The sequence below is a fragment of the Streptomyces sp. NPDC088725 genome, assembly GCF_044751305.1.
Classification (GTDB): Bacteria; Actinomycetota; Actinomycetes; order Streptomycetales; family Streptomycetaceae; genus Streptomyces.
The window spans coordinates 816,499-829,388 of record NZ_JBIVLO010000001.1 but is presented as its reverse complement, the minus strand read 5'-3'; the positions used below and the strand labels follow the sequence as shown (position 1 = coordinate 829,388).

Genomic DNA, 12,890 nt, shown 5'->3' with positions numbered 1-12,890 from the left:
GCGGTCGGGGCAGCCCCGGATCACGCCAACTCCCCTTCCGTCAGCCGCCGAACGGGGTGGCGGGGAGGCCCTGGCCGGCGTCCGGCAGGACCAGCAGCGAACCGGCCGGTGAGCGCGGGCTTTCGAGGCCGACGCGCGCCGAGGTGACGTAGAGGTCCCGCAGTCCCGCTCCACCGAAGGCGCAGGAGGTGGGGCGGCGTACCGGCAGCTCGACGGTACGGTCCAGCGCGCCGCGCGGTGTGTAGCGGCGGAGCCCCGCGCCGTCCCAGAGGACCACCCAGACGCAGCCGTCGGTGTCGACGGTGAGGCCGTCCGGGCTGCCCGCTCCCGGTTCGATCACGGCCAGCGTCCTCCGGTCCGCGAGCCGTTGGCCGTCGAAGTCGAAGGCGTCGACACGGCCGGTCGGCGTGTCGACGTAGTACATCGTGCGGCCGTCGGGGCTCCAGCCCGTGCCGTTGCTGACGTCGGCGGTCAGCTGTGGAGTGACCGTGCCGTCCGGGGCGACCCTGATCAGGGCGCCGCCGCCCGGGGCCTCGTCGTAGCGCATGCTGCCCGCCCAGAGCGCGCCGTCGGGGGCGACCACCGCGTCGTTGCCCCTGCGTCCCGCGACCGGGTCGCGCACCAGCCAGGAGAACGCCCTGTCCGGAGCGTAAAGCCCCACGCCGTCGCGGAGGTTGACGACCAGGCCGCCGCCCGCGCGCGGTACGGCCGCACCGACGTGCTGCTCCGTGGCCATCACCGTACGGCGTCCCGTGGCCGGGTCGAAGGTGTGGATCCGCGACGAGAGGATGTCGACCCAGATCAGCCGGCCCGTCACCGGGTCCCAGGTAGGGCCTTCGCCGAGCGCGGCCCGCTCCGGTACGGCGACTTCCGGCTTCGTCACGCCGCTCCTCAACGCCGCCCCCGGTGGCCGAGGCGCCCCGAGAGCGCGCCCGCGCCTTTCTTTGCCAGCCCGGCGAGTTCGGCCTCACGCGTGCCGCTCCAGCGGATCATCGGGACGGAGATGGACAGCGCCGCGACGACCCGGCCCGCACTGTCGTGTACCGGCGCGGCCACGCAGCTCACGTCGGGGTTGGACTCGCGGTGCTCGACGGCGATGCCGCGTTCCCTGATACCTGCCAGCTCGGCGCGCAACACCGCTGGATCGGTGACGCTGTTGGGGGTCATGGCGATGAACTCATGTCCTTCGAAGCGTGCTTCGAGTTCCGTCTCGGTGAGTGAGGCCAGCAGCATCTTGCCGACCGACGTGCAGTGGGCGGGCAGCCGTCGGCCCGCCGCCGAGACCATCCTGACCGCGTGGGTGGAATCCACCTTCGCGATGTAGATGACGTCGGTGCCCTCCAGGACGGCGACATGGACCGTCTCGTCGCAGGTCTCGGCGACATCGCGGGCGACCTGCTGTCCTTCCGCCGCGAGGTCGAGCCGTTCCGCGTACCGGCTGCCGAGCTGGTACGAGCGCACACCGAGCCGGTAGCGCCCCGGCTGTTCCGGGACCTGCGCGAGGTACGAGCGGGCCGCGAGGGTGGTGAGCAGTTCGTGCACGGTCGTGCGGGGCAGCCCCAGTCTGCGGACGACGTCAGGCGCGGAGAGTGTGTCCTCGCCTTCCAGGAACAGCTCCAGAATGTCCAGGGCCCGCGTCACGGCGGGAACCAGCCGTCCCATGCCCGGCCTCCAACCCTCATGTTCCGACTCTGATCGGGTGCGTATGCGGTGTGTTCGGTGTGTTCGGAGTTTCGACCAGTGACCGGTAGGACGAACACAGGCTAGTCCGTGCGCAACCCATTGACACCCCCCGGGCACCTGAATACCGTCACGCCAGCATTTCGAACGCATGACGAAATCTCGAACGCTGGATTCCGAACTCACCCTGGGGACAGTGGCCTTGCGCATCACGGGAATCAGTACGCACGTCGTCGGCACACCCTGGCGGAATCTCACCTATGTCCTCGTCCACACCGACGAGGGCCTCACCGGGGTCGGCGAGACCCGGATGCTCGGCAGGACCGACGCGCTGATCGGCTACCTGCGCGAGGCCGAGGCCAACCACCTCGCGGGATCGGACCCGTTCGCGGTGGAAGATCTCGTACGGCGCATGAAGTACGGCGACTACGGGCGGGCCGGCGAGATCGTGATGTCGGGCATCGCCGTGGTGGAGATGGCCTGTTGGGACATCAAGGGCAAGGCACTCGGAGTGCCCGTGTGGCAATTGCTCGGCGGCAGGGTGACCGACCGGGTCAAGGCCTACGCCAACGGCTGGTACACCACCGAGCGCACCCCGGAGGCGTATCACCGGGCGGCGCTCGCCGTGGTCGGGCGGGGCTACCGGGCCCTGAAGATCGACCCGTTCGGCACCGGGCACTTCGAGCTGGACCGCGCCGCGTCCAACGACGCCGTGGCCCTGATCGAGGCGGTACGGGACGCGATCGGCCCCGACACCGAGCTGATGCTGGAGATGCACGGCCGGTTCAGTCCCGCGACCGCCGTGCGGCTGGCCCACGAGATGGCGCCGTACGCGCCGGCCTGGCTGGAGGAGCCGGTGCCGCCGGAGAATCTGAAGGCGCTGAGCAAGGTCGCGGAGAAGGTCGAACTGCCCATCGCCACCGGCGAACGCATCCATGACCGCGTGGAGTTCCGCGAACTCTTCGAGTCGCAGGCGGCCGACATCATCCAGCCGGACGTCGGGCACGTCGGCGGCATCCTGGAGACCAGGAAACTGGCCGCCACCGCGGAGACCCACTACGTGATGATCGCACCGCACAATGTCGGCGGCTCCGTACTGACCGCCGCGAGCCTCCAACTGGCCGCGTGCACACCGAATTTCAAGATCCTTGAGCACTTCAACGATTTCGCGGACGCCGAGATCAAGAAGGTGGTCAAGGGCGCTCCGCAGGTCGATCCGGCCACCGGCTGCTTCGAGGTGTCGCACGCACCGGGCCTCGGTGTCGAGTTCGACGTGGACGCGGCGGCCGAATTCCCGCAGCAGCGGGCCCGGTTCGACTTGTGGGCCGAGGGCTGGGAGAAGCGCGTTCCCAAGGAAACCAGATGAACGTCCGGCCCCCGGCGGACGGCCGCCCTTCCGTGAGTCCCGCCATCAGCAGGGCGATCGTCGTCGAACGCCCCGGCCGGCACCGGCTGGTGACCGGCGAGCCGCCGGTCCCGGGACCCGGTGACGTACGGGTACGGGTCGCAGCGGCCGGTATCTGCATGAGCGACCGCGAGCTGTACGACGGCCGGCGGGACACGGCCTACGTCCGCTATCCCGTGACGCCGGGCCACGAGTGGTCGGGCACGGTCGAGGCGGTCGGCCCGGGCGTCGACGGCGGGCTGATCGGCCGCAGGACCGTCGCCGAGGGATTCCGGGCCTGCGGGGCCTGCGCACGGTGCCGTACGGGCGAGACCTCGCTGTGCACCGGCGGATACGAGGAGACCGGCTTCACCCGGGCGGGCGGCTTCGCCGACCATGTCGTGGTACCCGCACGGCTGTTGCACCCCCTCGCCGACCACGCCGATCTGCGGGCCGCCGCCCTCCTGGAGCCCGCCGCGGTGGTGGCGGCCGCCGTGCGCGCCGCGCGTCCAGAGCCCGGTGAGCGGGTCGCGGTGGTCGGCGCCGGAACCCTGGGGCTGCTCGCCGTACAACTGCTCGCCGCCTCCTCCCCAGGTGAGCTGACCGTCATCGACCCCCGTATCCAACGAGCCTCCCTCGCGGGTGACTTCGGCGCGACGGACGCCCGTACCCCGCAGGAGGCCGAGGAGCTGGACGGCCGCTACGACCTGGTCGTGGAGACCGCCGGAGCGCCGGCCACCGCGGCTTCCTCGTGCCTGCTGGCGCGGCGCGGCGGCCGGGTGATCCTGACGGGGATCTTCGCGCCGGGCGCGGCCGGCATCGATCCGGCGCGGCTGTCGCTGAACCAGCTGACGGTACGGAGCGTCTTCGGCGCGCCGTCCGCCGCCTGGACGTTCGCGGTGCGCGCCTTCACCACCGGGCTGCTCGACCCGGCCCCGCTGATCACCCACGAGTTCCCGCTGGAGCGCTACGCCGAGGCGGTGGCGCTGGTCGGCGGCGGCGGAGCGGACACCGGAAAGGTCCTGCTGCGCCCCTGACGGACCGCCTCCCCTCCCACAGCGGCGCCCCGGGCGCCGTGTCCGGCCCACAACCGAACCGAAGGACCCGTCCGTGACCGACGCAGCGCCTCCTGACCCCCAGCACCCCGGTTCCTCACGCCCCGGCCCCCGGCGCCCGGGCGCGCACGCGCTCGCCGCGCTCGGCCTGGCCGCACCCGGTCCCGACCCCGCGGACTCCTCCCCGCACGCGTTCCCCGACGGCGGCCGCTGGCGTACGGAGATCCCGTCCGTCGAGGGTCCGGAGGCCCTGACCGAGGTCTTCAAGGAGGCGTCCCGTCTCGATGTGCCGGTCCACCGCGTCAGCCAGGGCAGTGGCGTATGGATGCTGACCGACGCCGAGATCACCGAGATGGCCGACGCGTGCGCGGCTCGCTCCGTCGAACTGTGCCTGTTCACAGGCCCGCGCGGCACCTGGGACACCGGCGGCTCCACCCGTACGGACTCCGGCGGCGCGGGACTCCGCGCCCGGGGCCATGACGCGCTGGCCGGCTGCGTCGAGGACGCGCTGCGCGCCACGGAACTCGGTGTGAAGTGCCTGCTCGTCGCCGACGAGGGCGTCCTGTGGTCCCTGCACCGGCTGCGCGCCCATGGTGTCCTGCCCGCCGACACCACCCTGAAGGTCTCCGCGCTGGTCGGCCCGGTCAACCCGGCGTCGTTCGCGGTGTTCGAGCGGCTGGGGGCCGACTCCGTCAACATCCCCTCGGACCTCTCGCTCGCGCATCTCACCGAGATCCGGCGCGCCTCACGCGCCCCCATGGACCTCTACATCGAGGCGCCCGACGATCTCGGCGGCTACGTCCGGATGTACGAGACGGCCGAGCTGATCCGGCGCGGCTCCCCGCTCTATCTCAAGTTCGGCCTGTCGAAGTCCCCGGGCATCTACCCGTACGGCGCCCAGCTGCGCGAGACCGCGCTGAGCGGCGCCCGCGAGCGGGTACGGCGCGGGCGGCTCGTCCTGGATCTGCTCGGCCGGCACGGGGCGGACGGCGGCATGTCGCCGCTCGGCTCCCGGCTGCCCGGCCCTCTCCACCGCTTCCCCCTCACCCACGACAAGGACTGATACCCCATGCGCACCCGCCACCTCGCACTCACCGTCGTCGCCACGTCCCTCGTCCTCTCCCTCGCCGCCTGCGGGCAGAGCAGTGAGGGCGGCAGCAAGCAGGAGGAGAAGAAGGGCAGCGCGGGGTCGACCATCGGTATCGCGATGCCGACCAAGTCCTCGGAACGCTGGATCGCCGACGGCAACAACATGGTCGCCCAGTTCAAGAAGCTCGGTTACAAGACCGACCTCCAGTACGGCGAGGACGATGTCGCCCAGCAGGTCTCCCAGGTCGAGAACATGATCACCAAGGGGGTCGACGTCCTGGTGATCGCCGCCGTCGACGGCAAGGCGTTCAGCGACGTCCTCCAGCAGGCCGCCGACAAGAACATCAAGGTGATCTCGTACGACCGGCTGCTGCTCGGCACCAAGAACGTCGACTACTACGCGTCCTTCGACAACGAGAAGGTCGGTGTCCTCCAGGCGACGTACATCCTCGACAAGCTCGGCCTGAAGGACGGCGCCAAGAAGGGCCCGTTCAACGTCGAGCTGTTCGCCGGGTCCCCGGACGACAACAACACCCGTTATGTCTTCGACGGCGCGATGAAGACCTTCAAGCCGTACATCGACAAGAAGCAGCTCGTCGTCAGGAGCGGCCAGACGCGGCTGGACCAGGTCACGACCCTGCGCTGGGACGGCGGCACCGCGCAGAAGCGGATGGACGACCTGCTGACCAAGGCGTACAGCTCGCAGGACGTGGACGCGGTCCTCTCGCCGTACGACGGGATCTCCATCGGCATTCTCTCGGCGCTCAAGTCGGACGGATACGGGACCTCCGCCAAGCCGTATCCGGTGGTCACCGGCCAGGACGCGGAGGTCGCCTCGGTGAAGTCGATCATCGCGGGCCAGCAGACGCAGACCATCTACAAGGACACCCGGGCGCTGGCCAAGCAGGCCGTGCAGATGGCGGACGCCATGCTGAACGACAAGAAGCCCGAGGTCAACGACACCAAGACGTACAACAACGAGGCGAAGATCGTCCCGTCCTTCCTGCTCGACCCGGTCAGTGTCGACACGTCCAACTACCAGGCCGTACTGGTGGACTCGGGCTACATCAAGGCGAGTGACCTGAAGTGACGGGAGTTGCGGCCGAGCCCGTCCTGGAGATGCGCTCCATCGTGAAGACCTTCCCCGGGGTCCGAGCGCTCTCCGACGTGACCCTCACCGTCGCCCCCGGTGAGGTGCACGCGATCTGCGGGGAGAACGGCGCGGGCAAGTCCACCCTGATGAAGGTGCTCAGCGGGGTTCATCCGCACGGCAGTTACCAGGGCGACATTCTCTTCGAAGGATCGCCCTGCGCCTTCAAGGACATCCGGGCCAGTGAGTCCCAGGGCATCGTGATCATTCATCAGGAGCTGGCGCTCATACCCTACTTGTCGATCGCGGAGAACATCTTCCTCGGCAACGAGCACGCGCGACGGGGCATCATCAGCTGGAACGAGACGCTCAAGCAGGCCGCCGCGCTGCTCAAGCGGGTGGGACTGGCCGAGCATCCGCAGACCCGGGTCGCCGACATCGGGGTGGGCAAGCAGCAGCTCGTGGAGATCGCGAAGGCGCTCGCCAAGCAGGTGAAGCTGCTGATCCTGGACGAGCCGACGGCCGCGCTCAACGACGGTGACAGCGCCCAGCTCCTGCGGCTCATCCGTGAGTTGAAGGAGCAGGGCATCACCTCGATCATCATCTCGCACAAGCTGAACGAGATCGCCGAGGTGGCCGACTCCGTCACGATCCTGCGCGACGGCAGGACCATCGAGACGCTGGACGTGAAGGCGGAGTCGACCACCGAGGACCGGATCATCCGGGGCATGGTCGGCCGTGATCTCGACAGCCGTTTCCCCGAACGCACCCCGTACGAGGGCGATCCGCAGGCGCGGCCCGCGCTGGAGATCCGCGACTGGACGGTGCACCACCCCATCGACCAGCAGCGCAAGGTCGTCGATCACGTCTCGGTGCGGGTCCGCAGAGGCGAGATCGTCGGCATCGCCGGGCTGATGGGAGCGGGCCGCACCGAACTGGCCATGAGCGTCTTCGGCCGCTCGTACGGCCGCAACATCAGCGGAACGGTCCTCAAGGACGGACAGGAGATCAGTACGAGGACGGTGCCGGAGGCCGTCCGGCACGGCATCGCGTACGTCACCGAGGACCGCAAGCAGTACGGGCTCAACCTCATCGACACCATCGGCAGGAACATCACCCTGGGCGCGCTCTCCAAGGTGGCCAGGCACGGGGTGGTGGACGAGCACGAGGAGACCCGGGTCGCCGAGTCGTACCGCACCTCCATGAACATCAAGGCGCCGACCGTCTTCGAGCAGGTCGGCCGGCTCTCCGGCGGCAACCAGCAGAAGGTCGTCCTCAGCAAATGGATCTTCGCCGGTCCCGAGGTGCTGATCCTGGACGAACCCACCCGGGGGATCGACGTCGGCGCGAAGTACGAGATCTACACCGTCATCGACCAACTCGCCGCGCAGGGCAAGGCCGTTGTCTTCATCTCCTCCGAACTCCCGGAACTGCTGGGCATGTGCGACCGCATCTACACGATGGCGGCGGGCCGGCTCACCGGAGAGATTCCGCGGGCGGAAGCGACCCAGGAAGTCCTGATGCGCCACATGACCAAGAACACGAGGTAGTCGACATGGGTCCGGGAACCACCGGGGCGCTGCTGCTGGAAGCCGCGCGCCGCAATATGCGGCAGTACGGGATGCTCGTCGCCCTCTGTCTGATCGTCGTGCTGTTCCAGATATGGACCGGCGGCGTGCTCCTCAAGCCGAACAACGTCACCAATCTGGTGCTGCAGAACAGTTACATCCTGGTCCTCGCGATCGGCATGATGATCGTCATCATCGCGGGGCACATCGATCTCTCGGTGGGCTCGCTCGCCGCGTTCGTCTCCGCCGCGTGCGCGGTGATGATGGTCGAGCACAAGGTCCCCTGGGTCCTGGCGCTCGTCCTCGGCCTGCTCATCGGGGCGGTGGCCGGCGCCTGGCAGGGCTTCTGGATCGCGTATGTGGGCATTCCGTCGTTCATCGTCACGCTGGCCGGGATGCTGCTGTTCCGCGGCGCCACCCAGATCTTCCTCGGGTCGCGCTCGCTCGGCCCGTTCCCCGACGGCTTCCAGAAGATCTCGACCGGTTATCTCCCCGACGTCGGTCCTTCCACCAACTACCACAATCCGACGGTGGTGCTGGGCCTGGTCCTGCTGGCTTTCGCGCTGTTCCAGGAAGTCAGGGACCGGCGCAGGCAGAAGGCGTACGAACTGGACGTGCTGCCGCGCAACCTGTTCCTCATCAAGTGCGTGGCGATGGCCGCCGCCGTCCTCGCGTTCACCATGACGCTGGCAAGCTACAAGGGTGTGCCGGTGGTCCTGCTGCTGCTCGCGGCCCTGCTCATCGGCTTCGGATTCGTCATGCGCAACGCGGTCGTCGGACGCCACGTCTACGCGCTGGGCGGCAATCAGGCCGCCGCGAAGCTCTCCGGGGTCAAGGACAAGCGCGTCACGTTCCTGGTCTTCGTCAACATGGGGGTGCTCGCCGCGCTGGCCGGCATCGTCTACGCGGCCCGGCTGAACGCGGGCGTGCCGCAGGCGGGCGTGAACTTCGAACTGGAGGCGATCGCCGCCGCCTTCATCGGCGGCGCCTCGATGAGCGGCGGTGTCGGCACCGTGTTCGGCGCGATCATCGGCGGGCTGGTGCTCGGTGTCCTCAACAACGGCATGTCGCTGGTGGGTGTCGGCACCGACTACCAGCAGGTGATCAAGGGCCTTGTGCTGCTGGCCGCGGTCGGCTTCGACGTCTGGAACAAGCGCAGGGTGGGTGCCTGATCCGCCGACCTGCCCGCTCCTCGTGGATGATCGGTCCATGCGGACGACCGGATCACGGGAGGAGCGGGTATGAGGCTGACGATTCTGGGAGGGGGCGGCTTCCGGGTGCCCCTGGTGTACGGGGCGCTGCTGCGCGACCACGCCGAGGGCCGGGTCACCCGGGTCACCCTGCACGACGTGGACGCGGGACGGCTCACAGCCGTTTCCCGGGTCCTGGCCGACCAGGCGGCGGGCGTGCCGGACGCGCCGGAGGTCTCCGTCACCACGGATCTCGACGAGGCGCTGCGCGGCGCCGACTTCGTCTTCTCCGCGATCCGGGTGGGCGGGCTGGAAGGCCGGGCGGCCGACGAGCGGGTGGCCCTGGCGGAAGGGGTGCTCGGCCAGGAGACGGTGGGGGCCGGCGGTATCGCGTACGGCCTCCGTACGGTCCCCGTCGCGACGCACATCGCGCGGCGGGTGGCCGCGCTCGCCCCCGACGCGTGGGTCATCAACTTCACCAACCCGGCCGGTCTGGTCACCGAGGCCATGTCGCGGATCCTCGGTGACCGGGTCATCGGGATCTGCGACTCACCGGTCGGCCTCGGCCGCCGGGTGGCCCGGGTGCTCGGGGCCGACCCGGACGAGGCGGTGATCGACTACGTCGGCCTCAACCACCTGGGCTGGCTGCGCGGGCTGCGGGTCGCGGGACGCGACGAACTGCCCCGGCTGCTGGCCGACTCCGAGGCGCTCGGCTCCTTCGAGGAGGGCAAGCTGTTCGGCCCCGAGTGGCTGCGCTCGCTGAGGGCCGTTCCCAATGAGTACCTGCACTACTACTACTTCAACCGGGAGGCGGTACAGGCCTATCAGCGGGCCGAGCGGACGCGGGGAGAGTATCTCCGGGACCAGCAGGCCGGTTTCTACGACGAGTTGAGCCGCGCGGGCGGTGCGGACGGCGCCGCGCTCGGCGCCTGGCACCGTACGCTCGCCGACCGCGAGGCCACGTACATGGCGGCGAACCGCGACGCGGCCGGGGTCGGTGAACGTGACGCCGACGATCTGGAGTCGGGCGGCTACGAGAAGGTCGCGCTGGCCCTGATGCGGGCGATCGCGAGGGGCGAGCGTACGACGCTGATCCTGAACGTGCGCAACCGCAGCACGCTCTCCGTACTGGACGCCGACGCGGTCATCGAGGTGCCGTGCCTGGTCGACCGCGACGGCGCGCTGCCGGTGGCCGTGGACCCGCTGCCGTATCACGCGGTCGGGCTGGTCACGGCGGTCAAGGCGGTGGAGCGCGAGGTGCTGGCGGCGGCGGAAAGCGGCTCGCGGGAAAACGCGGTGGCGGCCTTCGCCCTGCATCCGCTGGTCGACTCCGTCACGGTGGCCCGGCGGCTGCTCGACGGCTATACGGCGGCGCACGGCGGCCTCGCCTACCTGCGGGCCTGAGCCGGTATCCGCGGGCCAGAGGCGGTGTCCGCGGACCTGAGGCGGCGGGCGGGCCCGACCCGGTATCCGCGACCGGGCAGGACGGCCCGGCGGCCCGGCGCGGAAACCGCGCGGCGTCGCAGCGCACCTGAAAAGTGCTGCGACGCCGCGCGGGTGTGTCCCCGTTGGTTCATGGTGTGTGTGTGAGGTTCTTGGGGTGCGCGCACTCCGGGGACGCTCAGGCGAGCAGGAAGTCCGCCTGGCCCGATTTGGCTCCCTGGATGAACGCGGCGATCTCGTTGGGGGTGTAGATCAGTGCGGGCCCGCCCGGGTCGGCGGACTGGCGCACGGCGATTCTGCCGTCGGCCAGCTTCATGGCCTCGATGCAGTTGCCGCCGTTGCCGCCGCTCCACGGACGGTGCCAGCCCGCTGCGCCGAGGTCGGTGGCGGGCATGCCGTTGTATATGGGATCCATTCACAGCTCCTTGCGGACATCCTTGAGGATCTCCTTTGTGCGTTGTGCAGTCGCGGCCTGCGCCGCCATCCGGTCCATGACCTCCAGGTGAGTGGCCACTTCCGGTCGCGCGTCGAGGTAGACGGCGCCGGTGAGGTACTCGCTGTAGACCATGTCCGGCAGCTCGGGTACGGCAAAGCGGAAGATCACGAAGGGACCGTAGGTACCTGGGTGGTGCCCACTGGCGAATTCGGCGATCTGCAGGGTCACATTGGGCATCGCGGAAGCTTCGGCCAGCCGGTCGATCTGCTCCCGCATGACGTCCGGGCTGTCACCGACAGGGCGGCGGAGCACCGTCTCGTCCATGATGACCCAGAATTTGGGAGCGTCCTCCCGGGTGAGCAGTGACTGTCGCCGCATGCGGAGTGCGACATGGCGCTCGATGTCCTCCGGCTGGGACTGTCCCACGGCCCCCGCCTGCATGACAGCGCGCGCGTAGGCCTCGGTCTGGAGCAGCCCCGGGACGAAGTGCGGCTCGTAGCTCCGCAGCAGCGCGGCGGCCCCCTCCAGACTGACGTACATGCTGAACCAGTCCGGCAGGATGTCGTGAAAACGCTGCCACCAGCCGGGTTTGTTGGCCTCCTCGGTGAGTTCGACGAACGCGTCGGATTCGGCCTCCGTGATCCCGTAGGCCCGCAGGAGCACCTGCACGTAAGGGATCTTGAGGGTGACCTCCGCCGTCTCCATACGGCGGATCGTGGCCGGTGCCACGCGCAGAAGCCTGGCGGCCTCTTCGCGTTTCAGGCCGGAGCGCTCACGCAGATCTTGCAGGCGTCTGCCGAGTACGACCTGGCCCACGGTCGGGGCCGACCGCGGTTCACTCACTTCTGGGACCTCCCCACGCACGATTGCGAGCAGTCTGCCACGTCCTCGCGGCGAAGAACACGGCACTCTGGATTTTTCAGAGTGCCACTTGCCAAGTGTCCTCTGCGGGTGGAGAGTAGAAGCGTGAACCAGTTCACGCGGTTGTCACGCTCTTCCATGGAGAGGTTCAACGTGCAGCAACCGCTTCCCCACCGTTAGGAATCGGTCGTGGCACCTGGTAACGCGCTCACCCCCCAGCTCATCACCGAGTGCCCCCCTGTCAATGTTGTCCACCGGTACGGGTTCGAGTTGCCCGCACACGCCGAGTCCGTGGGCCGGGCGAGAACACTGACGCGCGGACGCCTGCTGAACTGGGGCCTGGACGAAGGCACGTGCGAGATCGCCGTGCTCGTCGTGTCGGAACTGTTCACGAACGCGGTCGTGCACGCGGCGGGCGACCACGTCGTCTGCGAGCTGCGGCAGGGCGAGGACCGCGTGCGGATCGCGGTGGAGGACCAGGGCTGCGGTCCCACGGGGCCGCAGATGCACCGCGGGTCCCAGGACGAGCACGGACGCGGACTGTTTCTCGTCGACTCGCTCTCCTCCGGCTGGGGAGCCTACGACGTCTCGGGTTACTGCCCCGGGCGTGTCGTCTGGGCCGAACTGCCGCACGGAGTGGAGAAGCCGTGCTGAAGACCGCCCTGCACCGCTTCTCGCGCGGTCTGCTCGGTGATCCCGCCGGCCTGATCCAACTGCCGCTGCCGGCCATCCTGCCGGCCTCGCTGGGCTGTGACGCGGTGGGTGTGCCCGCACGGCACGGCTTCCGGCTGATGGCACGGCTGCCCAGGACCGGCTGTGTCTTCGCCGACGCGGACTGGTGGTGGTGGATCGTCCCGGCGGGCTCCGACCACGAACTGGACTGGCCGGACCCGGCCCGCTACGTCGCGGGTACGCGCGTCCCGGCGGCCCGCCGCCCCCGGCTGATCCACTGGCCGGACGACCGTACGCCGTACACCCCGCCGATCCCCTTCTATCTCATGGTCTGCCAGCTCTCCGGCACGGCCCCCTCGTGGGCCCCGGGAGTCCCCGGACCCACCCCCGGAGCCGTGACCGCGCGATAGCGGGACGCTGTC

13 protein-coding genes are annotated in these 12,890 nt (G+C 69.5%); 9 read left to right on the top strand and 4 right to left on the bottom strand.

Annotated features, from left to right (window positions below):
• Positions 1-40: 40 nt before the first annotated feature.
• On the bottom strand, positions 41-883 hold the full coding sequence (locus ACIP6N_RS03510) for an SMP-30/gluconolactonase/LRE family protein (protein ID WP_401812478.1): 843 nt from the start codon (positions 881-883) through the stop codon (positions 41-43).
• 8 nt (positions 884-891) lie between these two features.
• A complete protein-coding gene (locus tag ACIP6N_RS03505; protein ID WP_401812476.1) occupies positions 892-1,662 on the bottom strand; it encodes an IclR family transcriptional regulator in 771 nt (256 codons plus the stop codon).
• Between the two features lie 220 nt (positions 1,663-1,882).
• On the opposite strand from ACIP6N_RS03505, the gene ACIP6N_RS03500 reads away from it, so the two are divergent.
• From ACIP6N_RS03500 to ACIP6N_RS03470, 7 genes are all read left to right on the top strand, one after another.
• Complete coding sequence (locus ACIP6N_RS03500; protein WP_401812646.1) at positions 1,883-3,046, top strand: mandelate racemase/muconate lactonizing enzyme family protein; 1,164 nt, start codon at positions 1,883-1,885, stop codon at positions 3,044-3,046.
• The gene (locus tag ACIP6N_RS03495; RefSeq protein ID WP_401812474.1) at positions 3,043-4,101 is read left to right on the top strand and encodes a zinc-binding dehydrogenase; all 1,059 of its coding nucleotides are present in this window, start codon (positions 3,043-3,045) and stop codon (positions 4,099-4,101) included. Before ACIP6N_RS03500 ends, ACIP6N_RS03495 begins: the two co-directional genes overlap by 4 nt.
• Positions 4,102-4,174: 73 nt before the next feature.
• Complete coding sequence (locus tag ACIP6N_RS03490) at positions 4,175-5,182, top strand: hypothetical protein (protein ID WP_401812472.1); 1,008 nt, start codon at positions 4,175-4,177, stop codon at positions 5,180-5,182.
• 6 nt (positions 5,183-5,188) lie between these two features.
• Positions 5,189-6,298, top strand: coding sequence for a multiple monosaccharide ABC transporter substrate-binding protein (gene chvE / locus ACIP6N_RS03485; RefSeq protein WP_401812470.1), 1,110 nt, complete (start codon positions 5,189-5,191; stop codon positions 6,296-6,298).
• 29 nt (positions 6,299-6,327) lie between these two features.
• Positions 6,328-7,848: a multiple monosaccharide ABC transporter ATP-binding protein gene (gene mmsA, locus ACIP6N_RS03480; protein WP_401812645.1), complete on the top strand. Its 1,521-nt coding sequence runs from the start codon at positions 6,328-6,330 to the stop codon at positions 7,846-7,848.
• A 5-nt stretch (positions 7,849-7,853) separates the two neighbouring features.
• Complete coding sequence (mmsB, locus tag ACIP6N_RS03475; RefSeq protein WP_401812469.1) at positions 7,854-9,038, top strand: multiple monosaccharide ABC transporter permease; 1,185 nt, start codon at positions 7,854-7,856, stop codon at positions 9,036-9,038.
• 69 nt (positions 9,039-9,107) lie between these two features.
• Entirely contained in the window at positions 9,108-10,460 is a 1,353-nt protein-coding gene (locus ACIP6N_RS03470; RefSeq protein ID WP_401812468.1) for a 6-phospho-beta-glucosidase, read from the top strand.
• Positions 10,461-10,677: 217 nt separating this feature from the next.
• On the opposite strand, the gene ACIP6N_RS03465 is transcribed toward ACIP6N_RS03470, so the two are convergent.
• The gene (locus tag ACIP6N_RS03465) at positions 10,678-10,914 is read right to left on the bottom strand and encodes a DUF397 domain-containing protein (protein WP_401812466.1); all 237 of its coding nucleotides are present in this window, start codon (positions 10,912-10,914) and stop codon (positions 10,678-10,680) included.
• Positions 10,915-11,778, bottom strand: coding sequence for a helix-turn-helix domain-containing protein (locus ACIP6N_RS03460; RefSeq protein ID WP_401812465.1), 864 nt, complete (start codon positions 11,776-11,778; stop codon positions 10,915-10,917). It abuts the gene before it with no gap.
• A gap of 207 nt (positions 11,779-11,985) precedes the next feature.
• On the opposite strand from ACIP6N_RS03460, the gene ACIP6N_RS03455 reads away from it, so the two are divergent.
• Both ACIP6N_RS03455 and ACIP6N_RS03450 read left to right on the top strand, forming a co-directional pair.
• The gene (locus ACIP6N_RS03455) at positions 11,986-12,450 is read left to right on the top strand and encodes an ATP-binding protein (RefSeq protein ID WP_401812463.1); all 465 of its coding nucleotides are present in this window, start codon (positions 11,986-11,988) and stop codon (positions 12,448-12,450) included.
• Positions 12,444-12,878 carry a hypothetical protein gene (locus ACIP6N_RS03450; RefSeq protein WP_401812462.1) on the top strand — a complete coding sequence of 145 codons (435 nt, stop codon included), beginning with the start codon at positions 12,444-12,446 and terminating at the stop codon, positions 12,876-12,878. Before ACIP6N_RS03455 ends, ACIP6N_RS03450 begins: the two co-directional genes overlap by 7 nt.
• Positions 12,879-12,890: the final 12 nt, after the last annotated feature.